Raw genomic sequence first — 24,612 nt, forward strand, 5'->3', positions numbered from 1 at the left:
AACTCCATTTATGCCGTTTTCTCTGCTGTTCTTTCATATCTTTTCACTTCCATTTACCCTTGACGTTTTCGTTCCCCAGTGGTATGATTAATCATACAAATTATATTTATCATACTTTTGGAGGCATTTATGAAATTCACAGACGGAAAGTACGCATGGATGGTCAAAATCGGAGAAAAGGGACAGTTTGTAATTCCAAAAGAAGCCCGAGAAATCTTTGATTTCCAGCCCGGCGCAGAGATCCTGGTATTGGGGGATGTAAAACGGGGAATCGCCATTCTTCCCATGGAACAGCAGGAACAGTATATTTCAAAAATATTTGCAGACATAGAGCAGGCAGATTCCGATCAGCAGGGAGGAACAGATGAGTAAAATCGTATTTTTCTGCATACCGGCCTACGGGCATACCAATCCCACCTTAAATGTGGTGAGGGAGCTTACTGCCCGGGGACATCAGGTATGGTACTATTCTTATGAAGCTTTTCGTGAACGGATAGAAGCTGCCGGAGCAGTATTTATTTCCTGTGACGGATATGGACCGGAACAGAGTCTTTCACCGGAAGATACCGCCCGCGTGGGCCGGGATCTGGCTTTTTCCATGCAAATTCTTGTGGACACCACCCTGGCCCTTGACGCAAAGGTTTGTTCCGATATGGCCCGCCTGAAACCCGACTGCATCGTGGCAGATTCCATGGCCGTATGGGGAAAGGCCGCCGCCATGAAGCTGGGCATCCCCTTTGTATCTTCCACTACTACCTTTGCCTTTAACCGTTATTCCTCAAAAATCATGCCTCAAAGCCCTGGACAGATGCTGAAAATGCTTCTGGCTCTCCCCAAAAGCAGCCGTCTCATCCGGCGTCTCCGGGACAAAGGCTATCCTGTCAAAAATGTCCTGGATATCCTCCAGAACGACGCTTCCACCCACACTATTGTCTATACTTCTCCCGAATTTCAGCCCTGCGCCGAAACCTTTTCAGACAGATATGCCTTTGTGGGGCCTTCCGTCCGTCCTGCGGCTGAAGAGATCCGGAAAACCCGGGATATCCTCATCTATATCTCCATGGGAACCGTAGTCAATGACCTGCTGCCCTTCTACCGGGACTGTATCGCCGCTTTCTCAGATATGGACTGCCAGGTGATTCTGTCTGTCGGCCGCCTGGTCCCCCCGGAAGCCCTGGGAACGCTGCCGGATCATATTTCCGTCTTCCAAAGCGTCGATCAGATCGCCGTACTGGAAAAGGCGGACCTGTTCCTTTCTCACTGCGGCATGAACAGTGTCAATGAAAGTCTGTATTTCGGAGTTCCGCTGGTCATGTATCCCCAGACTTCCGAACAGCAGGGCGTGGCGGAAAGAGTCTCTCAGCTGGAAGCAGGCCTGAAACTGAAAAGAGCAGACCCGGCCTCCATTTCCGAAGCCGTCCGGAAAATACTTTCCGAGCCGAAATACCGGCGGAACGCCTGCCGGATCGCCGAAAGCTTCCGGAAATGTCTCGGCGCCAAAGGAGCCGCAGACAAAATCCTGCAGGTCTGCCGGGGAGAAAGAAGCGCCGTTTCTCCTTAAGTCTTTCCTCTCTGCCCGTTCCCATTCTCATCGCTCAGAAGAGCAGGCCTCCAGATACTCAAAGCATCCTATCAGCTCCCGGTAATTATTGTAGCCCTCCCGGATATGAAGGGTCTTTCTGCAGATGCGCCTGCTCTTTCCCTTCTCGATCACGCATTTTATGATGCAGTGTCCTTTCTTCTTAATGATTTTTTGAACCTCCAGAATTCTCCAGCAGTTATTTTTATTCAGCTGGGTGTGCAGGAAAGAATTTCTCGCCAGCAGCTCCTGGCTCTGCCGGCGGGATCGCTCGCCCATCTCTATCATCTTCAGCGCGGCTGCGGAACCAAGAAAGTCGTTTACAGCCTGAGCAGCTCCCGCCGCCTCGTTCTGGATAAAGATCCGGTACAGATCCCCGTCGCAGAGCACATAGGACACCATATTTCCGCCATAATTGAACTGATTTACAAAAAGGTACACCATCGCCGCTATGACTATCAGCATAGACAACAGAAACCCTGTGGAATTGCCAAAAACAGAATCCCAGATTATGCCGCCTGTCACAGCCAGCGCAGCCGGAACCATGATAATCAGGCAGCCGTACTTCATCATCTTGCCGGAACCATTTTCATCATGAAATACCCCGCGGGTAAAGTGAATTCCATACTCCGCCAGTTTTTCCGCCTTATGAATCTCCTCCAGCAGCAGCTCGCCTTCCCGAAGGGCCTGCTCCTCTGTCAGAAACCATCTGCGCCCGAATCTTACCTTTCTTCCGTTTTCGTCCAGAATCAGCGCCCGGTAATGTTCATTCTGATACTCCTTTATATACTTACTTTCTGTGGAAATCGTATATTGCTTCTTCTGCTTCATATTCTCTGTCCCCTCAATATATTTTTTATTACAGGTATGTCCGGCGCCTGCAAAAATCAAATCCGGATCTCGATTACACAACTGATCTCGATCTCCGTCCCGTCTTCCATAATAAGCTCCTGCCTGCAGGCATCGATCCTCCGAATCCGCCCGGATGCTTCCCGGTAAGAGCCTCCCGCCTTCTTTCTGTCCGGCACAAAATATGTGATCCGCACTTCCGGCCTCTCTCCTTCGCCGGCCGGCCCGCAGGCCATCTGAAGCTTATAGTCCAGCTCCGCCCGCTCCTCTTCCGAGAGATCGGGTTTCTGTTCTGTCAGCCTGGCCTTCTCCCGGACCGCGTCCCCGTATCCGGTCAGGGCCGCGAAGGGGGAAAACTGCGCGGCCCGGTCCGTCATGGACATCTGCGGATGCCGGGAGGAAACGTGATGGGGCAGATGGATCATATCCTCATACTGCCGTTGTTCTTCCTGCTTTGTACTCATACTGCATCCTCCCTCTCCTTTTTTAGTCTTTTCAGGCCCTGTGCCCGCCTATCTGATTGTTCCGGTCCCTGGCTGTGGCTCCTTCCTCCAGATTCATGCCTTTCAGAATCGCGTTCTTGCCGAATTTCTTCTTGATATCCAGCATGGCGTGCTGAAGCTTCTTTTCCCGCTCAGCCTCCGCCCGCTCTTCTTCCTTCTGTTTCTGAAGAGCCGCGTAGTCTGTAAACAGATCCAGCTGCTCAAATCCCGTCTCCATCTTTTCTTCCGCTTCTTTTTCCGGCAGCACATGATTGGCCGATATGCTCAGCCGCCGCACCAGAAGCTCCTTATCCACAATGCGCTCAAAAAGTCCTGTCACTGCCTCTGTAAGCTGGCGGGTCGAAGAAGTATAATTTTCCAGATTCACCGTGCCGTGGGCGTGCTTCGGTATGGCTCTCCCGTACCGGTCCGTCTTAATCTCTCCCTTGTATTTTCCGCGCAGAACAGGATCTCTCAGATTGTCGATATCATACCCCACCGTCAGAACAAGCTGGTTGGTTACAAGCCCCTTTTCCACCAAATCCAGCGCCAGCATATCCGCCATCTCCCGCGCTACCAGTTCTGCCTTTTCAAATGGGTAGGGGCACTGCAGCACCTGACCGGAAATAATGCTGCTGCTCTCGGGCTTATATGCCTTGATATCCGCTATGGTACAGGGCTCCCATCCCCAGGCATGATCAATGAGCAGCTCCGCGTTGACGCCGAACATGCCATACAGCAGGTCTTCATTGTAATAATCCGAAGCCTTTCCCAGAGAACAGCGGGCGATATCTCCCATGGTATACAGTCCTTTTTCCTCCAGCTTTTTCGCGTAACCCGGTCCTACCCGCCAGAAATCTGTCAACGGCCGGTGGGACCAGAGCAGCCGCCTGTAAGACAGCTCATCCAGCTCGGCGATGCGCACGCCGTTCTCATCCGCCGGCACATGCTTGGCCCAGATATCCATCGCCACCTTGCAGATATACAAATTCGTCCCGATTCCTGCTGCCGCCGTGATCCCCGTAGTGTCCAGCACATCCAGAATCATCTTCATAGCCAGCTCCCGGGCCGTCATCCGATAGGTTTTCAGATAAGCAGCCGCGTCGATAAATACCTCGTCAATGGAATAGACATGCATGTCTTCAGGCGCAATATATTTCAGATAAACTTCATAAATCCGGGCGCTGATCTCCATGTAGCGCGCCATCTGCGGCGGCGCGACCACATAGTCCACCGCCAGCGCAGGGTCTGCCTCCAGCTCCCCGCTCTGACAGGAGGAGCCCTTCAGTACGCCGCCGGGCGCCTTCTGCCGGCGCTTCGCGTTGACCTCCCGGACCTTCTGCACCACTTCAAAGAGCCTGGCCCGCCCGGAGATGCCGTAAGCCTTCAAAGCCGGAGAAACTGCCAGACAAATGGTCTTTTCCGTTCTGCTCTTATCTGCCACCACCAGATTTGTGGTCATAGGGTCCAGCCCCCGTTCCATACACTCCACGGAGGCGTAAAAGGATTTTAAATCAATGGCTATATAGACTTTTTCAGACATGGTTTCCGCCCTCCGCGCCGGTATTTTCGAACGCATGTTTGCTTTATTCGGATTATACCACATCCAGAAAGAAAAGAACAGTCCCTGCAGAAATTTTTTCTTCTTCTCTGCAGGGCAGCCTTTCTGTTCGCCCGTGCCTCGTTTCAGCAGCGATTCGCGGGCTCATCTTTTTTCAGTTCTATTTGAAAATATGAATCACGCCCCGGTCATTGAGATTTTTCACAAGCGAAAGTGTAATCGGAAAGCCGAACAGGCCGATCAGGCCGAAAAACTGCAGGCCAAGCAGCATGGAAAGCAGCGTTACCACCGGATGGAGCCCCACCTGGTATCCCACAAGCTTCGGCTCAATGATGTTCCGGATCACAGTAATGATAACGTACAGTATCAGCAAGCCAACGCCCAGCACCCATTTTCCCATAATCAGGCAGATAATGCCCCAGGGAATCATGATGCCTCCCGTACCCAGTACCGGCAGAATATCAAAGACCGCGATGCACGCCGCGATCAGAACCGCCCCCGGCACCTTCAGAACCGTCAGCCCTATGGAGAGCTCTGCAAAGGTAATGCAGAGAATCAGGGCATAGGACACAAGACATTTCAGCAGTGTTCCGACTACATAGCCGCGCACCTCCTCAAGTCCCTGCTTCCCCCGCTCCGGAAGCTGGCGCAGAAGAAAACCCGTTACTTTTGGAAAATCAATTGCCAGAAAAAAGGTGACAATAATCGTAATCACAATATTCAGAAACAAGCCCGGCACCGACGCCGCAATGCCGGAGATATAGGAAATGATCCGCACAGACCCGTTGGTCACAAAACTGCCCAGAGAGCCCAGGGCCGAATTTACGTTGTCGCTCAGCGCCGCTACCACGGCAGGGTCCAGCTCATCCAGCCGGTTCTGGAGATCCGCGAACAATGTCTCCAGAGCAGGCTCCAGCGTATTCCTGTATAACTGCGGCAGCTCCCGGACCGTCTCCCACACAAACATCAGCACCCTAAGCCCCAGAAAGCCAAACAGAACCGCCGCCAGCAGATAGAACAGAAGCGTAAGGCCGATGGCAGGAAGAACCCGCTTTCCATTCAGGCGCTTCGCCAGAAACCGGATCGGCCGGTCCAGCAGAGCCGCGATCAGAAACGCCATCACAAAAGGCAGGACCACCGGAAGCACGTATTGAAATCCGACCAGCATCAGCAGAATCACCACTGCCCAAAAGCCGATTCGGATCAGAAACCGTTTCTGAGTTTCAATGTTCATAGGTCTCCTCCCATTTTTTCGTCCACAGGCGGAAAAACTTCGCCATCAGCGGAATATATGTCACCAGAAATATTGCCATACCTGCCCCATACACCGCTTTTCTCTTCTCCTTCGGAACCTGCATTCCCACCATCAGTCCGATGGAAAACAGGCAGAATTTCAGGAGGGCAAGTGTTTTCCAGCTGCTTTCCTTACAGTATCTGTCAGCCACATCTAACAGCTTCATGTTATCTCTGCTCCTTTCCGCACCACTGTGCAATCTCTCTAATCAGTTCCAGGGGCAGCGCCCTGTCGTAAGGAAACTGAATTGCCCCTTTGCTCGTCTTATACTCTGCAAGCCTGTCCGCAAACGCCTCCACCGCCTGGGGTCCCGGATAAAGGCCCACATGCTTTTTAAAAGCCGCAAACTGGATGAGATTGTATTTCTTCCAGTAAGTCGGCATACTCCACGAAATCTTTTCCACTGCGTCGGGCAGTGCGCCCTTTATCACCTCATTCATCCTTCTCAGGTAACCCCGGGCCTGCTCCGGCTGCCGGGAAATGTATTCCTCAATTGTCTTCGGGGCTTCCCCGCAGTAATGATCCTGATTTCTGTTCTTAAATGTGCGCCCGCACTTCGGGCATTTCCACAGCTTCTTTTCCCGGGGCGCAGCGGAATCCACGGACTCGTCCGTCCCGGCTTTCACCGTGACCGCAATCCTGTCGCCAGGCTGCTTTCCGATCTTATTCCGGATATCCTTCCGGATTCCGATGATATAGCAGACGGAACCATCCTCATTTTTTACGCCCATGTTCACGATGCTCCCGGAATATGGTTCGCCGTCAAAGGTTACTTCCGCTTTCACTCTTCCTTTCCCAAACTCTTTCCGGATATCATACGGAAACCGCACATAAGCCCCGCCCTTATCCGGCACTGGCTCTATCACTGCCTCAAATTCATAAACCCGTTCGCCCATTCTTTCTGCCTCCGGTTCTCATTTTTTCCGCAGGATTTTCTCCATAGCCTTCCCTTTTGCCAGCTCGTCCACCAGCTTGTCCAGATAACGGATATCCTGCATCAGCGGCTCCTCGATATCTTCCACCCGGACGCCGCAGACCACTCCCTTTATCTGTTTCCGGTCCGGATTCATTTCCGGCGCCTGCCTGAAAAAATCTCCATAGCTGATGTCCGATACCGCAGCCTGTTCAACCTCCTCCGGCGAATACCCGGTCAGCCAGGTGATAAGCTGATTGACCTCTTCGGCGGTTCTTCCTTTCTTCACCGCTTTATTCACCAGAAGGGGATATACTTTCCCAAAACTCATGTTGTATACTTTTTCGTATGCCATCTTCTTTCCCCTGATTCTGCTTTATTTTTAAATACTTAATCTCCCGTTCAATCCCTCTTGTCTCTTACCTCTTATCTTTCATACTTCATCGGCGTATATCGGATTCCATCCTCTACCCGTTCCCTATCTGTATCTGCAAAACCGAGTTTATTTTCTATTTTCCTTATCTCCATAATTATCCCCCGGCATCCTGCATAACAAACACCCTGTGTCCGCCTTCTGTCCTTTTGCATCGTCCTTTCTGCTGTCTGCCTTGCTTCTACAGAAACTTCCCCGTCACGCTCTCCGGCGTATTCCGAATCTCTTCCGGCGTCCCGGCCGCCACGATTCTTCCGCCCTCATCGCCGCCGCCCGGGCCCATATCGATGATATAGTCCACGTTCCGGATTACATCCAGGTCGTGTTCGATGACTATGACCGTGGCGCCGTTCTCGATCAGGGTCTGAAACACCCCGAGCAGTGTCTGTACATCCAGAGGATGAAGGCCAATCGTAGGCTCATCGAAGACAAATACGGAATCTGACTGAAGCCGCCCCATCTCGCTTGCCAGCTTCAGCCGCTGGGCCTCGCCGCCGGACAGGCTGGGCGTCTCCTCCCCCAGCGTCAGGTAGCCCAGGCCCAGGCTCTGCAGCACCTGGAGCCTCTGATGGACCAGTTTCATATCCGCGCAGACCGGGAGCGCCGTATTGATATCCATAGCCATAAGCTCCGGCAGAGAATACGCCTCTCCCGCCTTATTCCGGTATCTGACTCTGCCTGCGTCTTTCCCGTAGCGGGAACCCCGGCATTCTGGGCATGGAATGTCTACGTCCGGAAGGAACTGCACATCCAGGCTGATGACTCCCGTGCCATCACACACCGGACAGCGCAGCCTGCCTGTATTATAGGAAAAATCGCCCGCCTTATAACCCAGCTCCTTTGCCTCCGGCGTCCTGGCAAAAATTTTTCTCAGCTCATCGTGAACGTTCGCATACGTCGCCACGGTGGAACGGACGTTGATTCCGATGGGCGTGGCGTCGATGAGCTTCACCCTCTCGATGCCTTCCGCCTCCACTGCTTTCACATGTTCCGGCAGTTTCTTTCCGGCAATGACTGCTTCCAGACCGGGTACCAGGCTTTCCAGAATCAACGTCGTCTTGCCGGAGCCTGACACGCCTGTGATGACTGTGAGGCGGCCTTTGGGAATGTCCACCTCCAGCGGATGCACGGTATGAATTTCTCCTGTAGAAAGACGGATTCGTCCTTCCGCAAAAATCTCATTCCGCGCATGGTGGCTTCCCGCTTCTATCTCCGCAGTTCCGGCAAGAAACGGGCCAATCAGGGATACCGGATTCCCGGCAAGATCAGAAACCGTCCCTTCCGCAATGACCTGCCCGCCGTCCGCTCCGGCCTTCGGCCCCATTTCGATCAGCCAGTCTGCCTGAGACAGAATCTGCGTGTCGTGATCCACCAGAAGAACAGAATTTCCATCCGCCGTCAGATCCTGCATGACCCGGACAAGACCCAGGATATTGGAGGGATGCAGACCGATGGACGGCTCGTCCAGCACATACAGAACGCCCGTGGTGCGGTTCCGCACCGCCCGGGCCAGCTGCATTCTCTGACGCTCTCCGGTAGAAAGCGTGGAGGCCGCCCGGTCCAGGGCCAGGTATCCAAGCCCCAGCTCCATCAGCCGCTTTGCCACGGTCTGGAAGGATTCACAGATACTCTCCGCCATGGGACGCATTTCCTCCGGCAGCGAAGCCGGTACGCCGTCCACCCACTCCACCAGCTGAGTCAGAGTCATCCGGCAGGCCTCGTCCAGCGTAATCCCCCGGAGCCTGGGCTGCCTGGCGGCCTCTGACAGACGGCTTCCGCCGCAGTCCGGGCAGACCTCCTCCTTCAGAAATTTTTCCACCCGTTTCATGCCCTTTTCATCCTTTACTTTGGAAAGGGCGTTCTCCACGGTGTAAACCGCGTTGAAATAGGTGAAATCCAATTCTCCCGCCTGATTGGAGTTCTTCGCCTTATAGAAAATATGCTTCTTTTCCGCAGGACCGTCAAATACGATATCCCGTTCCTGTTCCGTCAGCTCCCGGAAGGGCACGTCTGTCCGGACCCCCATTTCCCGGCATACGTCCACCATCAGGGACCACATGAGGGAATTCCAGGGAGCCACCGCTCCCTCCTCGATGGTCAGAGACTCATCCGGAACCAGTGTATCCCGGTCAACTGTCCTTACGATTCCTGTGCCGCCGCAGGTCCTGCAGGCTCCCTGGCTGTTAAATGCCAGCTCCTCCGCGGAAGGGGCGTAAAAATGAACACCGCACTCCGGGCACACAAGCTCCTGGCCCGCCGCCACCGCAAGGGCCGGCTTCAGATAGTGCCCGTTTGGACAGCGGTGCTCTGCCAGCCTGGAATACATGAGCCGCAGACTGTTCAGAAGCTCCGTGCCCGTGCCAAAGGTGCTGCGGATGCCGGGCACGCCCGGTCTCTGGTGAAGAGCCAGGGCCGCAGGCACATACAGCACCTCGTCCACATCCGCTTTCGCCGCCTGAGTCATCCTTCTTCTCGTATAAGTGGAAAGGGCCTCCAGATAACGCCTGGAGCCTTCCGCATACAGGACGCCCAGCGCCAGGGACGATTTACCGGAACCGGACACTCCGGCCACGCCCACGATTTTATTTAAGGGAATATCTACATTGATATTTTTCAGATTGTGCACCCGCGCGCCGCGGATTTGTATTTTATCAACCATCTGTCATCTCCCATACTTTTTCTGTATAACCGAATTTTATCATCGTAAAACTCTGGGCTACATAATGTAGCTCCATCTCCTCCAGGTTGCGTGTACTCTTTCACAAATTTACGCACTGCTTCCATTTCATTTTCTCCCTGACCGCTTCTATCTGTCAGTATATCAGGAAAAGGCTGTAAGTTCAATTTCGTTTGGAAAAAACGAAAAGCCGTTGACAGTTCTTTTTAAATGTGTAACAATATAATTAACCAAAAAGTTAATTCAGAAGGTGATATATGAGTGAAGATAACATATGCTAACAGCAAAGTAGAAAGATACTTTAAAGACTATACTAAAATGCAAAAGAAATTACCTTTTGAATGCGTAAGAACAATAAAGAAACATATGGATCGATTAAAGGCTGCTGAATGTTTTGGCGACTTTTTAAAACTGGGCCTGGGTAAGCCGGAACAGCTTAAAGGATACGCACAAATCCGCTATTCTCTGCATGTATCTCCTAATGCCCGTTTAATCATTGAACCCAATGCAACGCAGGATACTGTTATGATTTGTACTGAAATTGAAGTGGAAGGAGTGAGTGATTACCATGGCAGTAAAGAAAACTGGTATATCCCGTGATTTTATAATTCACCCCGGGGAAACCATTGCTGATGTACTGGAAGAACGCGGTATCTCACAGACTGAGCTGGCCTTCAGGACAGGTGTCTCACCCGCTTATGTAAGCAATGTATTGGCGGGAAAAAAAGGAATATCCGCGAATTTTGCAATGGGCCTGGAGTACGCTCTGGGTGTTCCGAAATCTTTTTGGTTAAATCTCCAGGCAAATTATGAAGCTGAACTTTTGGAATTAAACGAAGAACAGACCATCACAGCGGAAGAACGAAATGCCAGAGAAGACTTGAAGGATGTTGTAAAATATTTAAGACAAAGAGGTGCAATGCCTACGAGAGAAAAAAAAGAAGATTCCATCCTTTCTCTGCGAAAAGCGCTGCAAATCAGTAATATAGCAAATTTAAAAGAACTGATTCCATCCGGTGCTTTTCGGATATCTTCCAATACAGCCACAAATCCTTATATTCTTGGTGCCTGGATTCGCTTATGCCAGATTGCTGAAAATAATAATTTTTTGTCTGCAAAATACGATAAAAATCTCACTGCAAATCTGATCGAAGAAATCAAAGAAATTATGTGTCGGAAAGACGCAAATATACAAAAAGAATTAAAACAAACCATGGGGAAATATGGTATCGATTTCTCCATCATGAAAAATTTCAGAGGCGCACCTGTACAGGGCTATATTTCCCTGAAAGATGACGGTGTCTATCAGATGGTTTTAACCATAAGGGGAGCATTTGCTGATATCTTCTGGTTTTCATTATTTCACGAAATAGGGCATCTTGTGAACGGAGACATCAAAAAATCCATAAAATTTGTGGACGACGGCTGTGATCGCGATAAAGAAGCTGCCGCTGATCTCTTTGCCAGCAACATGCTTTTATCTCCGGAAAGCTATAAAGCCTTTGTACAAAACGGAAATTTTTCTATTGAGATCATTCAAAAGTATGCCGCTTCTCAACATGTAATGCCTTACATTGTCATTGGCAGGCTTCAAAAAGAAAAGTATCTTGATTACAGCGCTTACAGCGACTACAAACTACGGTATAAGTGGGTTGATTAATTTATAATTTGCCTTATATTACACCATCTTACATGCGAAAGAGGCTGTCTTTTCCGACAGCCCCTTTTCACTGTTTCATTTCTGCATTTCTGCAATCGTTCTATCTTTCCAGCCCCTCCAGATATACAGGAAGCTCTGACAGGTTCCGCAGCACTGCGGAGGCTCCTGCTGCCAGGAACTTCTCTTCCACCTTCCGGCGCCGGTCCGCCTGTTCTTCCGGAGACAGCGCGGCATATTCCGCTTCCGTAAGTCCCATGACAGAACTGCCTTCTACAATTCCCAGAGAAAGCATGCCTGCCGCCAGGCCTTCTCTGATATCCGCCACAGTGTCTCCCACCTTGACAGCGGCAGAAACGGCCGTAACCTCCAGCTTTTTCAGATTTTCAAAAATCATGTAAGGATAGGGCCGCCCGAAATTTCCCACGGAATTGGGCGAAAACCAGCAGTCCGGGCTATAACCCTTCTGCGCCGCCGCAGGTACAACGATCTCCATCATTTCATCTGTATATCCTGTGGTGGAACCGATTTTGATTCCCTTATCCCGCAGATATTTCACCGTCTCCAGCACACAGGGCTTCGGCTCCGCAAACTGGTGCACGATCTTCAAAATGCTGTTCTCAGAAGTCTGATATACCTGCTCTACATCTTCTTCTGTGAAATCTTTTCCATGCACCCGTTTCCATTCCTCATGAATCCGCTCCATATTCATCATAGTACGGATATGATCCCGTTTCAGCATTCCCATGGGCTCCCGTACCTCATCGAAGGTGGGTGTAATTCCGTACTCCTCAAAGGCTGTGATAAAAGCCTGCACCGGAGCGAAGCAGCCGTAATCCACTGTGGTTCCGGCCCAGTCAAAGATAACTGCCTCGATTTTTCTGCTCATCCTATGCCACCTCCTGACAGTGTTCTTTTAAAAAGGCCTCCAGGGTATCGCATACCCGGTCAATGTCCTCCAGATAAATCTCACCAATGTTTCCGATCCGGAAGGTATCCGCGTCTGTCACCTTTCCCGGGTAGATGGCATAGCCTCTCTCCTTAATATAACGATACATCTCATCAAAGGAAAAATGTTTTCCCTCAGGATAGAAAAAGGTGGTAATGATGGGACCCTGATGCTCCGCGTCGATATAGGGACGGATTCCCATAGCTTCCATCCGGCGAATCAGCTCCCGGTTATTTTCCAGATAGCGTTTTGCCCGGGCCTGGATTCCGCCCTCCTCCTGAAGCTCCTCCAGAGCTTTCGCGAAGGCCAGCACCGTATGGGTCGGAGAAGTAAAACGCCATTTTCCATCTTTCTCCATGGTTACCCACTGGTCGTACAGATCAAGCGACAGGCTTCTACTCTTTCCCTCGCAGGCCGCAAGGGCGGTTCTTCTGCAGATGATATAGGAGAAGCCGGGCACGCCCTGAACGCATTTGTTCGCGCTGCTTACAAGGAAATCAATTCCGATTCCCGGTACATCGATATCCACTCCCGCGAAGGAGGACATGGCATCCACGATAAAGGTCTTTCCTGCTGCCTTCACGGCTTTTCCCACCGCAGCAATATCGTTGAGAATTCCGGAAGTGGTTTCACTGTGAATGATTCCCACATGAGTGATTTCCGGATCTTCTTTCAGCATTTCCGCTACCTTTGCGGCGTCCGGAATCCTGTCGTAGTTTTCCCGGTAAACTACCGTATTCTTTCCCATTTTCTGTGCGATTTCGGCCATACGCTCCCCGTAAGCTCCGTTGGCGCAGACCAGAATCTTCTCCTGATCTCCCACAGAGCTTCCGATTACTGACTCCACGCCGAAGGTTCCGCTACCCTGCATCAGCACTGCCGTATACTCTTCCTCTGATACGTGTGCCAGCTTCAGCAGTTCCTTCCGGATCTTCTGGGTAATCTGCTTGTAATCATCATCCCAGGTACAGTGGTCAAACATCATTTCCTTTTTCACCGTCTCCGTTGTTGTCAGCGGTCCCGGTGTCAGAAGCTTATAATCAGGCATGTTTCTATCCTCTTTCTATTATCCTTTTTTATTTCTTTCTTTGCTTTTCAGCCAATGAGCCGGCGGGCCTGAGAAAGGCCCGCCAGCCTGTTTACACTGGTTCCTTCCGTTATGTTCAGCCGTTATTTTCTGCCGTTACTTACAGCTGTTATTTGCAGCTTTCAGACAGCTCCTGATGCTTCTCCAGCAGATCCAGGATCAGCGGTTCCGGAAATACCTTCGGGTATGCGGAGCTGTTGGCTGAATCTGTAGTCTCTCCTTCATATACCGCATTGGGATAATACTTCTGGAGCTCGCTTCTTCCCTGCGTGATGATGCACGCAGCCATCTCCTGTGCCAGCGGATTCGTATCATCTCCCTTGTCCACTACAGCCACAGACTCTGTCAGAGAGAAGTTTCCTTCTGTGGGGTCTACAAAATCAATGGGAAGTCCTTCTGCCTTATCGGATACCGCCTGCTGGCGCAGACCAAATCCGATGGCTACCTCGCCTGCCCGTACCTTCTTCAGCGGAGCGGAACCGGAGGACTCAATATGCGGGCCTGCGTTTTCATAGATTCCGGACAGTACCTCTTTTGCGCCATCCTCGCCGTATTCGCTTACCAGAGCCTGAATCAGAAGCCATGCGGTAGAAGAGCTCTTGATATCTGTCACAGATACCAGATCCTTGTATTCCGGATTGGTCAGATCTTTTAAGCAGGTGGGCATATCCAGATTGTTTTCCGCCAGCACTTCCGTATTGACGATGATTGTTCCCTCCTGAGAGGTAATCGGAGCGCAGTAATCCTTCTGGTCCGCGCTGTTCAGATCCTCCTGAGCCGCGTCAATATAGAAGGTACTTAAGGTAATCAGGTCAGCTTCGATGTCTGTTCCCTCAGCCATCACCTTGCCGCCAAGTTCTGAGGTACCGAAGGTCTGGAACAGATATTTTCCCTCATAGCCGTTTTCATCCAGCGTCTTCTTCATGGCCTCTACAGCCTCGTCGTCCGCGTTGGAATAAATGACAACTTCTTCTCCCGCCGCATTGGCGCTCTGGCCGCAGCCAGTCATGGAAAAGCTTCCTGCCAGAATGGCAGCCATTAAAATTACAGAAATTTTTCTTGCTTTCATTGTTTTATTTCTCCTTTTTTTCTTTTCTCTTTATCATATATCCCAGGATTCCCTTCACCAGCAGATTGGTTCCCAGGATAAATAACGATAATACAAATACTTCATTGAATTTTGTGTAATACTGCAGCTCCTTAATCTTTGTGGTAATCACCATGGTCCTTGCACCCGCGATGAAGATAACGGCGCTGACCGTAACCATTGCGTTTACAAAGTAATAACTGAATACCTCCAGAATCGTGGATGTCATATTGGGCGTCACAATTCTTACGATGGTTTTAATCCAGGTGTCTCCCATCAGAGAGGCCGTCGTCTCCCAGGAGCTGTTCAGCTTCGACAGGGAATTGCGCATCATCAGGTACGGCGTGGAAAAGAAATGCACCACATTGCACAGGATGATAAGCGGAAAGGTATTCTGAAGCGGCGTACCTGAGAAAATGAACATGAACGCGATACCGATTACCATTCCGGGAATCGTGTTTGTCACCAGCGCTATGGCGTCAATGACTCCTTTCAGTTTTCCGTTCAGTCCGCTCCTCGCGGTGGCCAGCGCCGCTCCATATGTAATCAGAAGCCCTGCAAGCGCCGTACACACCGCCACAAAAATCGAGTTCTTGTAGACTCCAAACAGGCTGCTGTCATTCAGTACCGCCTGTACATGCTCCAGGGTAAAGCTCACCTGATAAGGCCATTCCTGCACCAGCGGCACCACAAAGATAACCGCGAAAATAGCCAGGACCGAAATGATAATCAGCGAGGAGCCTGCGGCGCATACACCGTCTCTCACGGGATTTTTCTTCAGCTCAATCTGGGAAATCCTGCTGTACCGTACATTGTACCGCTCCAGATATTTCAGAAGAGCAATGCTGAGTACGGAGGGAATCAGCATCATCATGGCAACCACGGCGCCCCTGTTGAAATTCGGGATGCTTCCCAGCATTTCATTGTAGAGAACCGTCGCAATCACCTCATACTCGCCGCCCACGGAAGCCGGAATTCCGTAATCCGTAAAGCAGAGGAAAAAGCACTGTACGAAGGAGGCTGCCAGCGTTCCCAGCAGCGGACGGATAATTGTCTGCCAGAAGGTCCGGGCCGCGCTGTCCCCCATGACCCTGGATACCACCATAAACTTCTTGTCAATAAAGCCCATCGTATTCAGAATCAGCATAAACGAGATAGGCAGCGTATAAATCACATAGCCGAACAGCAGTCCATTAAATCCATAGATATCAAAAAGCTGTCTTCCAAAAAGTTTTGTGAGCAGTCCCTGCTTTCCAAAGGAATAGATAATGGCAAATCCATAGGTAATCGTAGGAAGCAGCATGGGAAGCACTGCCAGAGTCCGTATCAGAGACTTGAAGTTTTTATTTAAATTTGTATATTGTATACTGTATGCCAGAAAAAAAGCAAGCACTGTCGCCAGTAAAGCGCTGCAGACCGAGACTGTCACGCTGTTTCCCAGCGCCGTCATAAAACCTCTCTCTGTGAGGACCTCCACATAATTCCCGACTCCGGTTCCGGCTTCCCCCACAAAAGACTCCATCAGGAGCCTGATGATGGGAACTGCCAGAAAGACCGCGAATACAGCCAGAACCAGAGCATAGATTGTCTTGATTTCTCTTTCTTTTCTTACCATGGTTCTACACCGCCTGCATACTTGTGGTCATATTCTGCTGAAACAAAGCAAAGATGTTATTCTTCTTAATCTCCAGCTGATTCAGAATGAACTCCTTGACGAAATTATTCTGAGGTCTGGTGATGATTTCCTGCGGCGCGCCGTACTGGGAGATACATCCTTTATTTACAATCAGTACCTTGTCTGACAGCGTCAGCGCTTCTTCCGGGTCGTGGGTCACAATGATAGTTGTCAGATGGAAGTCTCTTGCGATCTCTTTGATCTTTTCTTTGATGGATTCCTTAATCACACCATCCAGCGCGCTTAAGGGCTCGTCAAGAAGCAGAATCTTCGGCTTCATCACCATGGTTCTCGCCAGAGCCACCCTCTGCTTCTGTCCGCCGGAAAGCTGCTCAATCTTTTTATCCAGATGCTCCCTGAGTCCCAGCAGATCAATGAACTCATCTACTTCCTCTTTTGTGGAGATATCCGGTTTATTCTTCAGGCCGTATGTAATATTCTTGTACACATTCAGGTTGGGAAACAGTGCATAATCCTGAAATACAATGTTAAATCCCCTTTCCTCCATCGGTACATTCGTGATATCCTTTCCGTCAAAGATAATCTCTCCGCTGTCTGCCGGTGTAAGTCCCAGCACCAGGTTCAGAAGAGTGGTCTTTCCACAGTCTGAAGGTCCCAGAATGGAAACAATCTCTCCGTCCTCAATCTGCAGGTTGATATCTTCCAGAATCGTTACATTATCATAAGATTTCTTTACATGTTTCAGCTCCAGCATGTTCATTCTCCTCTCTCCGGAAAGCTTTCTGTTCCTGTTTTTCCCTTGACAACTGGTATTATAGCCATCCCCCGAAACGCATTCAATCAAGAGGAGGTGAAACCTTTATAAAGTCCCGGTTAACCAAAAAAGAGAAGATTTTGTAGAAATTCTACAAAATCTTCTCTTTATTCCGCGCCGGAGACTCCTCTCAGACAGGTCCTTTTCTTTTTTATATCATTACCCTTTTCCGTTTCATCACGAGATCCTGTTTCCTGTCCGGGTCCCGGTAGAAAATCTACAGTTTTTCAGCCTTTTCTTTCGCTCCCCCGCCTTTTACCGGGGGTTGCCCGTCCCCTCTCCCGAAAATTGTACGGAAAAAATACATCTGATTCTGGCCGTTTTTTTCCTTCTCTGCTCCATTTTCCTGCATTTTTTTCCTTTTCAGACAGGTACTCCTGCCAATTTAAGGTACCCTTAATTGACAAGGGCATACTCGCCTTGTCAATTAAGGGTATGCTTTGTCCTGCACAATCTGGCTGTTTCTGTTGAGAACCTTCACATACCGGTTATAATCTGAGGTGAGCAGTCCCATATAAATCATATCTACGATCAGCAGCTGCGTCGTCCTCGAAAAGATCGCATCCCCATAAAAAAACTGATCCTGGCTGGTGCAAAGGAGCAAATCCGCATATCGGGTAATCAGGGAATCCCTGAAATTCGTAATCACAATCGTGGACGCCCCTGCTTTTCTGGCCGCTTTCACCGCCTCTACCGTATCCCGGGAATTTTCGGAGTAGGATACGCCGATGGCCACATCTCCTTTTTTCAGATTTCCGGCACAAATTCTCTGGTGATAGGTATCATCAAAATGCCGGCAGTCCAGTCCCAGATAAAGAAGTTTTGTAAGGAGATCCTGGGCTGTCACATTGGAATTTTCCACGCTGTAGATATCGATTCTCCCTGCCTGGTTCAGCATCTCAATCACCTGGCAGAATATTTTCGGAGAAATATTTTTCAGCATCTCCCCTGCCATGTTTCCTGCTGCAGCTACAATCTTTTCAGGTATCTCCTCTGTCCTTTCCCTGCCAGTCAGAGAATAACCGTACATGGCCCGGAAGCCCTGTTCCCTGCCATTTGACTGCGCGAACTCTTCCACCACCGCATAGCGGAATTCCCTGTAACCGCCAAAACCCAGAGCTTTGATCATACGCATCACCGTGGGCTGGCTGACCTGGCAGCGCTCCGCCAGGCGGTCAAGAGGCAGTGTTTTCACTTCCTCCATATGTTCCAGAATATAATCTGCCGCTCTTTTTTCCGAAGGCCGCAAATCTCCGTAACAGGCCTCTATTTTCAGCTCTATTTTTCTTTTCATTCCGCCACACTCCCTATGATTCTCCGGTTCCTTGTTCTCAGTTATCCAGCCGGCACAGTTCTTCTGCTGCCTCTGCCCTTCCTGCTTTGACTGTCACTGCTATCCCTGCTGCCTTGATTGTCTTTGCCACCTTAACTGTTTTTTCTGCCTTTCCTGCTTTTACAGCAGTTTCTCCAGCTCTTCCATATCCTCTTCCGTCGTGGACCAGCTCGTGGCAAAGCGCACAACGGTATGTGCCTCGTCATATTTTGACCAGAAGCTTAAGGCCACATGCTCCCGAAGCCTTTTATAAGTCTCGTTTTCCAGAATCACAAACTGCTGATTGGTCGGAGATTCCAGGTAAAATGTCAGCCCCTTTTCGTGCAGAAGAGCCTTCAGCCTTTCCGCCATCTGGATCGCATTCCGGCTGATATTCAGGTACAGGTTGTCCGTAAAAAGCGCGTCGAACTGAACGCCCAGCAGCCGTCCTTTCGCCAGCATCGCTCCATGCTGCTTCACCATTGTCATAAAATGCTTCGGCGCGTTTCCCCTGGGAAATACCACAGCTTCTCCGCAGAGAGCTCCCACCTTCGTTCCGCCGATGTAAAATACATCGCAGATTTCAGCTATGTCCGGGAGTTTCATGTCCGCCTCCGGACTCATCAGTCCATAGCCAAGACGGGCCCCGTCCAGAAAGAGCGGTATCTCGTATTCATGACATACGACAGCGATATCCTCCAGTTCCTTCCGGCTGTACAGCGTACCGTACTCTGTCGGCCAGGACAGATAAACCATTCCCGGAAAGACCTCATGTTCATAGCTTTCATCCTCATAAAAATCTTTCAGATATGTCCGGATCTCTCCGGCGTCCAGCTTGCCCTGATGTTCCGGCAGCGCCAGCACCTTGTGTCCGGTATATTCGATCGCTCCGGCCTCATGGGTATTGACGTGGCCTGTCTCCGCCGCAATTACGCCCTCGTATGACTTCAATATGGAAGAAATGATCACCGCGTTCGTCTGAGTGCCTCCCGTCAGAAAATAGACCTGTGCCCCGGGACAGCCGCAGGCTTCCTGAATTTTTCTTCCTGCATTTTCACAGTAATGATCCACTCCATAACCGGGCAGCGGCTCCATATTTGTCTCCATCAGCCGCTGCAGAATTTTCGGGTGCGCCCCGGCTGAATAGTCATTTTCAAAAGAAATCATTTTATTCTCCTCCTGAATTCTTCTGCTTCATGTTCAGTATACGTTCCGCAATTCCGTATGTCAATCGCGTCCGTCTGGCATCTTTCTCTCATCTTTCGCTTATCTTTCTCTTATCTTTCTCTCATCCTTTTTTCGTCTCCATCCGCTCCCTTTCCAGAAATCTTTTCTTTCAATTTTACAAACATTTCATACTTTTACTTGATTTTTTTCTGCAACGTGCTAAAATATTCTTTGACAGTAAGTAATCCGGGCTTGTAGCTCAGTTGGGAGAGCGCTGCGTTCGCAACGCAGAGGTCGAGGGTTCGAATCCCTTCAGGTCCATCACGGAAGCATAGCTCAGCCGGGATGAGCGTTCGCCTCACACGCGAGAGGTCATGGGTTCGAGCCCCATTGCTTCCACTGATTAAAACCCTGAAAACTCAGGCTCTGCCGGGTTTTCAGGGTTTTTCTTTTTCTGTTTCTGTTTCAGAATCGTCAATATCTGTCTTAATTTCTGCAATATCTGAATGGAAATACAGCTTCCGTTTCCTTATGATTTATGAAGTAAATATTCCTTTGGATTTCCGCCCATCCGCTCCCGGAAAGCACGGGCATAGCGGCTGGCACTGCTGAAGCCTGTGAGTTCCGCGATCTGGGCGACTGTAAGATTGCCTGCGAGAAGGAGGGGCAGGCTCTGGCCTATCCGGTAATCTTCCAGATACCGGGTAATGGTCTTTCCTGTCATTTCTTTAAAAAAACGGCTGCAGCTTTCCCTGCCAAGATGTACCTGCGCAGCCAGGTCCTGAAGGGAAACAGTTTCTCCGTAATGCGCGTGGAGATAGTCGAGCAGAATCTGAAGACGACGGAGTTTTTCTCCATCGGCCGCTGTTCCTCTTCCGACTTTTTCCTGGTTATCTGAAAAGATCCGGAAAAAGAAATCCAGAAGCAGGCTCTGGATCTTCAGTTCAAAGCCAAAGGGGCGTTCCTGGAAATACGTTTCCACCCTGCGCAGAAGCTCCAGCTTCTCCTGCCCCTCTTCATCCTTCCCTTCCAGAAGGATACAGGGAATACGGGAGTTTCCGCAGAACGGACGGAAATACTTTCTTTCCATATCGCTCCCCGGAAATCCATACAGAAATTCCGGCTGAATAATAATCGTGCACAGAAGCACATGGCTGTTATCCACCGGGACCGCACTGTGCGGCACATTGGAATTGACCAGCAGCGCCTGTCCTTTCGTGAGAACCAGCGACTGCTGATATATCTGATACCGTACAGTCCCGCGGCGCACCACTATGATTTCAATGTCCTCATGCCAGTGACAGGCCATGCAGCTGCCCTGAAAGCAAAGGAGATCGTCGTGATTGACCGTCATGGGAAACGCCGCCGTGCCATGCGTGCACAGCTCTTTTAACTCATGATCTACTTTTATTGTCCGCTGTTCCATCATGGCTTCATTATAATTTTATGATTTATGATTTTCAAGGAGAAATGAAAACGATGTTTCAGAATATCAAAGAAAAAAATCTCTCAGATGAGCGGAAGGCGCAAGCGCTTTCCCGGAATCTTACGGAAGGGAATCCTTTTCGGGTCCTGCTGAAATTTTCTCTCCCCGTCATAGGCGGAAATCTGTTTCAGCTCTTTTACACACTTGCCGACTCCGTCATTGTCGGACGCACTCTGGGCGCCCCGGCTCTGGCCGCCGTGGGCTCCAGCAGTATGATTATCTATTTTGTTCTGTGCTTTATTCAGGGCTTTACAAACGGTTTCGGCATCTGTCTGGGCCAGAAGTACGGGGCCCAGGATGAAAAGGGCATGAGACAGAGCATCGCAGCCTCTGCCCTTCTCTCCATCCTTTTTACAGTGATCATCACCGCTCTCTGCTGCGGCCTCTCCCATACGATTCTGAACTGGATTCAGGTACCCCAGGATATTTACCGCCAGTCCTGGGAGTATATGTTTGTTATCCTGCTCGGCACCGGCGCTACGGTTTTTTATAACATGATTTCCAATATTCTGAGAGCCCTTGGGGACAGCAGAACGCCGCTTTACTTTCTCGTGTTCTCTTCCCTGCTGAACATTGTGCTGGATATCGTGTTTATTATGCCCTTCCAGATGGGTGTCGCCGGCGCGGCCTGGGCGACTGTACTGTCCCAGTTTCTTTCCGCTCTTGGCTGCCTGGCTGTCGCTCTCCGTTCTTATAACGTGATCCGGCTGAGAAAAGCAGATTTCTGTGAGCTCGGAAGCGCTGTAATGGAGCATCTGAAGCTCGGCTTTCCCATGGGCTTCCAAATGTCTGTCATGTGTATCGGACAGCTTGCCATGCAGGCTTCGGTCAACGGGCTTGGTTCCGCCGCTGTCGCCGGATATACGGCAGCCACAAAAGCCGACCAGGTATCCGTTCTGGTAAACAACGCCATGATGTCCGCCATTTCCAGTTACGTGGCTCAGAATTATGGAGCCGGAAAAAAGGAACGTATCCGCCAAGGCGTAAATGCCTGTCTGATTCAGACGGAACTGCTGAATATTTTGATGTGCGTCGGCATTCTGATATTCCGCAGCTTTATCGTTCTTCTGTTCCTCACGAATCCCACAGAGGAAATCATCCGGTATTCCAACGGTTATCTTCTCTGCGTGGCTCCTTTTTATCTGCTGCTTGGTCTTCTGGCGGTCTACCGCTCTTCCATTCAGAGCATGCAGAATGCAGCTGCTCCCTTTGCCGCCTGCATCATTGAGCTTGTCATGCGCATCGGCGCCACAGCCATTCTGACATCTTATATCGGCTATACCGGTGTCTGCGTTGCCAGCCCACTGGCCTGGGCAGGAGCCTGCGCCCTGTTGATACCTGTATATTATCATATGATGCGCAGCCTTCAGGCTTCAGACGTGTCATCTTCTCTTTATCAGATGCCAAAAACAGCCACGCCATCCTGAATTTTGTATTTCTTCCCGTTTTCGTAAGAAATTCTTAATTCTGATTATATTTTTTTTAGAGATTGTACACACTTTAGCCTTAATTATCTGATATATTATTAATCGTAGCAGGAACACATATCAGTATTTCATTCATAACACTCAGGGGCTTCCGTGAGGAAGCCCCACTCCCTCGAAAACAACGCGGATGCCAGAGAATCCTTTCGGATTCCAGGCAGACCGCTTTTTTTATTTCTGTCAGGTAATGGCCCGGACAATCGCCGCTGCCATTTTCTCATAGCTGTACAGCTTTACATCGTCTCTGTCGTCTACAAAACAGCATTCTATCAACATTGCCGGGGCTTTCGTATTTTTCAGAACATACAGGCCTCGATTGTATTTTACGCCGCGGTTTTTGAACCCCAGAGACTCTATCTCCCTGCATACCCGGGCCGCAAATGGAGCTGCGCTGCTGGCAGCGGAATATACGTATACTTCCGTTCCTGTCGTCTTTCCATCACCATTTGAATCATTCGCGGCACTGTTAAAATGAATACTTATATCCAGATCTACTTCGTGAGCATTACATTTTTCTACGATTTTCCTCAAAACATCTGTCTGATTTTTTCCGTTATCCACTGTGCAGTCATAAACTGTATCATTCCGCATTTTTAACAGCCGGATTACCTCATTTTTTACTTTCCTGTTCTCTGTGCTTTCATTTATCAATCCAACCGCCCCGCAGGCCGTCATTCCTGCCGGATTATGACCGGCATGCACATTAATACGCATATCTGCCTCCTTTTCATTATTCATGATTCATTTTTATTCGATACAGACCCGGCAGACTGTCTTTTACTCCTCTTTATTCCTGATCTCAGATTCCCTGATTTCAGGAAGCCCAGCCATACAGGTCAGCAGAGACAAAATTCCCGAAAGCCCGGCTGCGCTCAGTACCATAAGCCAACTTACATCGCCTATCGTCACAGCTGTCGTGCCTATCATGGCTATAGCCGTCTGCGCTGTCGTTCTGACTGCCCGGACAAGAGCTGCCTTCAGCCATTTCTTTGTTTTTTCATCCATCAGGCGAACCTCCCTCCCATCGCTCCTCTTTGTCCTTTTGTTTTATCATATTCACTTTTATCCAATTTGCGCTGTCCGGAAGAAAATTCCCACGAATAACAAAAAACCCTTACAATCACTGCAAACGCAATAATTATAAGGGTTTTCTTTTCTTCATGCCCAGAACCGGAATCGAACCAGTGACACGAGGATTTTCAGTCCTCTGCTCTACCAACTGAGCTATCTGGGCTTTTATAAAACAGGAGCACGAATACAACTGCTTCGTGCGCCCAAGTTGCGAGGACAGGATTTGAACCTGTGACCTTCGGGTTATGAGCCCGACGAGCTTCCAGACTGCTCCACCTCGCGATATTTAATTAATGTGACTTATCTCTATCAGACAAATCAGAGTGGGGGAAAGTGGATTCGAACCACTGAAAGCACAGCTAACAGATTTACAGTCTGCCCCCTTTGGCCACTCGGGAATTCCCCCAAACAAATATGAATGCGGTCCGTCAACGACTGATGCTCGTTCCATATTCCGCTCAAGCCGATGATCGGACTCGAACCGATAACCTGCTGATTACAAATCAGCTGCTCTGCCAATTGAGCCACATCGGCACTTAAACAGCTTTTGCTGTATAAATGGGACCTATAGGGCTCGAACCTATGACCCTCTGCTTGTAAGGCAGATGCTCTCCCAGCTGAGCTAAGATCCCATTTGTACCTTGTATGTACGAATACATACTGCACACTATATATCGAATTATCTTCGATAAACGACCCGAATGGGACTCGAACCCACGACCTCCGCCGTGACAGGGCGGCGCTCTAACCAACTGAGCCATCGGGCCATATCATTTGAATTATACCTTCAAAACTATATACTGTCAATCCATTTTTAAGACTTTTTTCTATCCTATGACGCTTTGCGAAAACATTGGCTGTATTCGCTCAGAAACCGGTCACTCGGAATCCGCTTCGCTTCTTCCTCGTGCCTTTTGCTTCGCAAATGTCTGTCCGCTTCGCCTGTTTCCTTCCGGAGTGCAAGCACTCCTCCTTCCACAGCCTTGCGTCCAGCCGCTTTCTTCGCTTTTTGGTCAAGCCCTCGACCTATTAGTAACAGTCAGCTCCACACGTTACCGTGCTTCCACCTCTGCC

The 24,612-nt window shown here is 50.0% G+C and carries 23 protein-coding genes, 8 tRNA genes and 1 pseudogene; 7 read left to right on the top strand and 25 right to left on the bottom strand.

Annotation, left to right across the window (positions count from 1 at the left end):
* The first annotated feature begins 129 nt into the window (after window positions 1–129).
* Window positions 130–372: an AbrB/MazE/SpoVT family DNA-binding domain-containing protein gene (locus B5E82_RS09445; RefSeq protein WP_087165464.1), complete on the top strand. Its 243-nt coding sequence runs from the start codon at window positions 130–132 to the stop codon at window positions 370–372.
* Window positions 365–1,561, top strand: a complete 1,197-nt coding sequence (locus tag B5E82_RS09450) for a macrolide family glycosyltransferase (RefSeq protein WP_087165465.1) — start codon at window positions 365–367, stop codon at window positions 1,559–1,561. The genes B5E82_RS09445 and B5E82_RS09450 overlap by 8 nt, the downstream gene beginning before the upstream one ends.
* A 27-nt stretch (window positions 1,562–1,588) precedes the next feature.
* Here B5E82_RS09450 and B5E82_RS09455 read toward each other — a convergent pair whose 3' ends face one another.
* From B5E82_RS09455 to B5E82_RS09495, 9 genes and pseudogenes are all read right to left on the bottom strand, one after another.
* A complete protein-coding gene (locus B5E82_RS09455) occupies window positions 1,589–2,410 on the bottom strand; it encodes a hypothetical protein (RefSeq protein WP_140393115.1) in 822 nt (273 codons plus the stop codon).
* Between the two features lie 56 nt (window positions 2,411–2,466).
* Window positions 2,467–2,892: a hypothetical protein gene (locus tag B5E82_RS09460; protein WP_087165467.1), complete on the bottom strand. Its 426-nt coding sequence runs from the start codon at window positions 2,890–2,892 to the stop codon at window positions 2,467–2,469.
* Between the two features lie 31 nt (window positions 2,893–2,923).
* The gene (locus tag B5E82_RS09465) at window positions 2,924–4,453 is read right to left on the bottom strand and encodes a Y-family DNA polymerase (protein WP_087165468.1); all 1,530 of its coding nucleotides are present in this window, start codon (window positions 4,451–4,453) and stop codon (window positions 2,924–2,926) included.
* Window positions 4,454–4,631: 178 nt separating this feature from the next.
* Complete coding sequence (ytvI, locus tag B5E82_RS09470) at window positions 4,632–5,705, bottom strand: sporulation integral membrane protein YtvI (RefSeq protein WP_087165469.1); 1,074 nt, start codon at window positions 5,703–5,705, stop codon at window positions 4,632–4,634.
* On the bottom strand, window positions 5,695–5,931 hold the full coding sequence (locus B5E82_RS09475; protein ID WP_087307313.1) for a hypothetical protein: 237 nt from the start codon (window positions 5,929–5,931) through the stop codon (window positions 5,695–5,697). Before B5E82_RS09475 ends, ytvI begins: the two co-directional genes overlap by 11 nt.
* Before the next feature lies 1 nt (window position 5,932).
* Window positions 5,933–6,205, bottom strand: coding sequence for an iron chaperone (locus tag B5E82_RS18845; protein ID WP_334293264.1), 273 nt, complete (start codon window positions 6,203–6,205; stop codon window positions 5,933–5,935).
* Window positions 6,206–6,385: 180 nt separating this feature from the next.
* Window positions 6,386–6,661, bottom strand: a pseudogene (locus B5E82_RS18850) (DUF1905 domain-containing protein); the annotation flags it as partial.
* Window positions 6,662–6,679: 18 nt separating this feature from the next.
* A complete protein-coding gene (locus B5E82_RS09490; RefSeq protein ID WP_087165471.1) occupies window positions 6,680–7,033 on the bottom strand; it encodes a DUF2200 domain-containing protein in 354 nt (117 codons plus the stop codon).
* 259 nt (window positions 7,034–7,292) lie between these two features.
* Window positions 7,293–9,770 (bottom strand): excinuclease ABC subunit UvrA, encoded by a 2,478-nt coding sequence (locus B5E82_RS09495; protein WP_087165472.1) that lies wholly within the window; start codon window positions 9,768–9,770, stop codon window positions 7,293–7,295.
* 279 nt (window positions 9,771–10,049) lie between these two features.
* Between B5E82_RS09495 and B5E82_RS09500 the strand changes: the two genes are divergently transcribed.
* Both B5E82_RS09500 and B5E82_RS09505 read left to right on the top strand, forming a co-directional pair.
* Window positions 10,050–10,388, top strand: a complete 339-nt coding sequence (locus tag B5E82_RS09500) for a hypothetical protein (RefSeq protein WP_087307314.1) — start codon at window positions 10,050–10,052, stop codon at window positions 10,386–10,388.
* Window positions 10,357–11,448 (top strand): HigA family addiction module antitoxin, encoded by a 1,092-nt coding sequence (locus tag B5E82_RS09505; RefSeq protein WP_087307315.1) that lies wholly within the window; start codon window positions 10,357–10,359, stop codon window positions 11,446–11,448. Before B5E82_RS09500 ends, B5E82_RS09505 begins: the two co-directional genes overlap by 32 nt.
* A 100-nt stretch (window positions 11,449–11,548) precedes the next feature.
* On the opposite strand, the gene phnX is transcribed toward B5E82_RS09505, so the two are convergent.
* The 7 genes from phnX to B5E82_RS09535 form a co-directional block, all read right to left on the bottom strand.
* Window positions 11,549–12,334, bottom strand: coding sequence for a phosphonoacetaldehyde hydrolase (gene phnX, locus B5E82_RS18195; protein ID WP_164488689.1), 786 nt, complete (start codon window positions 12,332–12,334; stop codon window positions 11,549–11,551).
* Window position 12,335: 1 nt separating this feature from the next.
* Window positions 12,336–13,442, bottom strand: coding sequence for a 2-aminoethylphosphonate--pyruvate transaminase (locus B5E82_RS18200; RefSeq protein ID WP_164488690.1), 1,107 nt, complete (start codon window positions 13,440–13,442; stop codon window positions 12,336–12,338).
* A 148-nt stretch (window positions 13,443–13,590) separates the two neighbouring features.
* Window positions 13,591–14,550, bottom strand: a complete 960-nt coding sequence (locus B5E82_RS09515; RefSeq protein WP_087307316.1) for an extracellular solute-binding protein — start codon at window positions 14,548–14,550, stop codon at window positions 13,591–13,593.
* Between the two features lie 4 nt (window positions 14,551–14,554).
* On the bottom strand, window positions 14,555–16,183 hold the full coding sequence (locus B5E82_RS09520) for an ABC transporter permease subunit (protein WP_087307317.1): 1,629 nt from the start codon (window positions 16,181–16,183) through the stop codon (window positions 14,555–14,557).
* 4 nt (window positions 16,184–16,187) lie between these two features.
* The gene (locus B5E82_RS09525) at window positions 16,188–16,958 is read right to left on the bottom strand and encodes an ABC transporter ATP-binding protein (RefSeq protein ID WP_087307318.1); all 771 of its coding nucleotides are present in this window, start codon (window positions 16,956–16,958) and stop codon (window positions 16,188–16,190) included.
* Between the two features lie 487 nt (window positions 16,959–17,445).
* The gene (locus tag B5E82_RS09530) at window positions 17,446–18,312 is read right to left on the bottom strand and encodes a MurR/RpiR family transcriptional regulator (RefSeq protein ID WP_087307319.1); all 867 of its coding nucleotides are present in this window, start codon (window positions 18,310–18,312) and stop codon (window positions 17,446–17,448) included.
* A 159-nt stretch (window positions 18,313–18,471) separates the two neighbouring features.
* Window positions 18,472–19,497, bottom strand: coding sequence for a threonine aldolase family protein (locus B5E82_RS09535; RefSeq protein ID WP_087307320.1), 1,026 nt, complete (start codon window positions 19,495–19,497; stop codon window positions 18,472–18,474).
* A gap of 248 nt (window positions 19,498–19,745) precedes the next feature.
* Here B5E82_RS09535 and B5E82_RS09540 point away from each other — a divergent pair.
* Together B5E82_RS09540 and B5E82_RS09545 are read left to right on the top strand one after the other, a co-directional pair.
* Window positions 19,746–19,818, top strand: a tRNA-Ala gene (locus B5E82_RS09540).
* A gap of 4 nt (window positions 19,819–19,822) precedes the next feature.
* Window positions 19,823–19,896, top strand: a tRNA-Val gene (locus B5E82_RS09545).
* A gap of 130 nt (window positions 19,897–20,026) precedes the next feature.
* Here B5E82_RS09545 and B5E82_RS09550 read toward each other — a convergent pair.
* Complete coding sequence (locus B5E82_RS09550; RefSeq protein ID WP_206415667.1) at window positions 20,027–20,923, bottom strand: AraC family transcriptional regulator; 897 nt, start codon at window positions 20,921–20,923, stop codon at window positions 20,027–20,029.
* A gap of 53 nt (window positions 20,924–20,976) precedes the next feature.
* Here B5E82_RS09550 and B5E82_RS09555 point away from each other — a divergent pair, with 53 nt between their 5' ends.
* Window positions 20,977–22,410, top strand: a complete 1,434-nt coding sequence (locus B5E82_RS09555) for an MATE family efflux transporter (protein ID WP_087307322.1) — start codon at window positions 20,977–20,979, stop codon at window positions 22,408–22,410.
* A gap of 237 nt (window positions 22,411–22,647) precedes the next feature.
* Here the strand turns inward: B5E82_RS09555 and B5E82_RS09560 are convergent, their stop codons facing one another.
* From B5E82_RS09560 to B5E82_RS09595, 8 genes are all read right to left on the bottom strand, one after another.
* Window positions 22,648–23,181 carry an N-acetylmuramoyl-L-alanine amidase gene (locus B5E82_RS09560; protein ID WP_162610752.1) on the bottom strand — a complete coding sequence of 178 codons (534 nt, stop codon included), beginning with the start codon at window positions 23,179–23,181 and terminating at the stop codon, window positions 22,648–22,650.
* Between the two features lie 63 nt (window positions 23,182–23,244).
* Entirely contained in the window at window positions 23,245–23,472 is a 228-nt protein-coding gene (locus B5E82_RS09565; protein WP_087307324.1) for a holin, read from the bottom strand.
* Window positions 23,473–23,628: 156 nt separating this feature from the next.
* Window positions 23,629–23,701: transfer RNA gene (locus B5E82_RS09570), tRNA-Phe, on the bottom strand.
* 45 nt (window positions 23,702–23,746) lie between these two features.
* A tRNA-Met gene (locus tag B5E82_RS09575) sits at window positions 23,747–23,820 on the bottom strand.
* 42 nt (window positions 23,821–23,862) lie between these two features.
* A tRNA-Tyr gene (locus B5E82_RS09580) sits at window positions 23,863–23,944 on the bottom strand.
* Between the two features lie 55 nt (window positions 23,945–23,999).
* Window positions 24,000–24,072: transfer RNA gene (locus tag B5E82_RS09585), tRNA-Thr, on the bottom strand.
* A gap of 25 nt (window positions 24,073–24,097) precedes the next feature.
* Window positions 24,098–24,170: transfer RNA gene (locus B5E82_RS09590), tRNA-Val, on the bottom strand.
* A gap of 61 nt (window positions 24,171–24,231) precedes the next feature.
* Window positions 24,232–24,305 (bottom strand) — tRNA-Asp (locus B5E82_RS09595).
* Window positions 24,306–24,612 lie beyond the last annotated feature (307 nt).

Origin of the sequence: Lachnoclostridium sp. An138, assembly GCF_002160765.1 — a bacterium.
GTDB classification, from domain to species: Bacteria; Bacillota; Clostridia; order Lachnospirales; family Lachnospiraceae; genus Laedolimicola; species Laedolimicola faecalis.

Excerpts from the sequence above, each read along its gene's own strand:
- B5E82_RS09445 (WP_087165464.1), top strand. The coding sequence starts at position 130 with ATGAAATTCACAGACGGAAAGTACGCATGGATGGTCAAAATCGGAGAA.
- B5E82_RS09450 (WP_087165465.1), top strand. The coding sequence starts at position 365 with ATGAGTAAAATCGTATTTTTCTGCATACCGGCCTACGGGCATACCAAT.
- B5E82_RS09455 (WP_140393115.1), bottom strand. The coding sequence starts at position 2,410 with ATGAAGCAGAAGAAGCAATATACGATTTCCACAGAAAGTAAGTATATA.
- B5E82_RS09460 (WP_087165467.1), bottom strand. The coding sequence starts at position 2,892 with ATGAGTACAAAGCAGGAAGAACAACGGCAGTATGAGGATATGATCCAT.
- B5E82_RS09465 (WP_087165468.1), bottom strand. The coding sequence starts at position 4,453 with ATGTCTGAAAAAGTCTATATAGCCATTGATTTAAAATCCTTTTACGCC.
- ytvI (WP_087165469.1), bottom strand. The coding sequence starts at position 5,705 with ATGAACATTGAAACTCAGAAACGGTTTCTGATCCGAATCGGCTTTTGG.
- B5E82_RS09475 (WP_087307313.1), bottom strand. The coding sequence starts at position 5,931 with ATGAAGCTGTTAGATGTGGCTGACAGATACTGTAAGGAAAGCAGCTGG.
- B5E82_RS18845 (WP_334293264.1), bottom strand. The coding sequence starts at position 6,205 with ATGAATGAGGTGATAAAGGGCGCACTGCCCGACGCAGTGGAAAAGATT.
- B5E82_RS09490 (WP_087165471.1), bottom strand. The coding sequence starts at position 7,033 with ATGGCATACGAAAAAGTATACAACATGAGTTTTGGGAAAGTATATCCC.
- B5E82_RS09495 (WP_087165472.1), bottom strand. The coding sequence starts at position 9,770 with ATGGTTGATAAAATACAAATCCGCGGCGCGCGGGTGCACAATCTGAAA.
- B5E82_RS09505 (WP_087307315.1), top strand. The coding sequence starts at position 10,357 with ATGGCAGTAAAGAAAACTGGTATATCCCGTGATTTTATAATTCACCCC.
- phnX (WP_164488689.1), bottom strand. The coding sequence starts at position 12,334 with ATGAGCAGAAAAATCGAGGCAGTTATCTTTGACTGGGCCGGAACCACA.
- B5E82_RS18200 (WP_164488690.1), bottom strand. The coding sequence starts at position 13,442 with ATGCCTGATTATAAGCTTCTGACACCGGGACCGCTGACAACAACGGAG.
- B5E82_RS09515 (WP_087307316.1), bottom strand. The coding sequence starts at position 14,550 with ATGAAAGCAAGAAAAATTTCTGTAATTTTAATGGCTGCCATTCTGGCA.
- B5E82_RS09520 (WP_087307317.1), bottom strand. The coding sequence starts at position 16,183 with ATGGTAAGAAAAGAAAGAGAAATCAAGACAATCTATGCTCTGGTTCTG.
- B5E82_RS09525 (WP_087307318.1), bottom strand. The coding sequence starts at position 16,958 with ATGCTGGAGCTGAAACATGTAAAGAAATCTTATGATAATGTAACGATT.
- B5E82_RS09530 (WP_087307319.1), bottom strand. The coding sequence starts at position 18,312 with ATGAAAAGAAAAATAGAGCTGAAAATAGAGGCCTGTTACGGAGATTTG.
- B5E82_RS09535 (WP_087307320.1), bottom strand. The coding sequence starts at position 19,497 with ATGATTTCTTTTGAAAATGACTATTCAGCCGGGGCGCACCCGAAAATT.
- B5E82_RS09550 (WP_206415667.1), bottom strand. The coding sequence starts at position 20,923 with ATGGAACAGCGGACAATAAAAGTAGATCATGAGTTAAAAGAGCTGTGC.
- B5E82_RS09555 (WP_087307322.1), top strand. The coding sequence starts at position 20,977 with ATGTTTCAGAATATCAAAGAAAAAAATCTCTCAGATGAGCGGAAGGCG.
- B5E82_RS09560 (WP_162610752.1), bottom strand. The coding sequence starts at position 23,181 with ATGCGTATTAATGTGCATGCCGGTCATAATCCGGCAGGAATGACGGCC.
- B5E82_RS09565 (WP_087307324.1), bottom strand. The coding sequence starts at position 23,472 with ATGGATGAAAAAACAAAGAAATGGCTGAAGGCAGCTCTTGTCCGGGCA.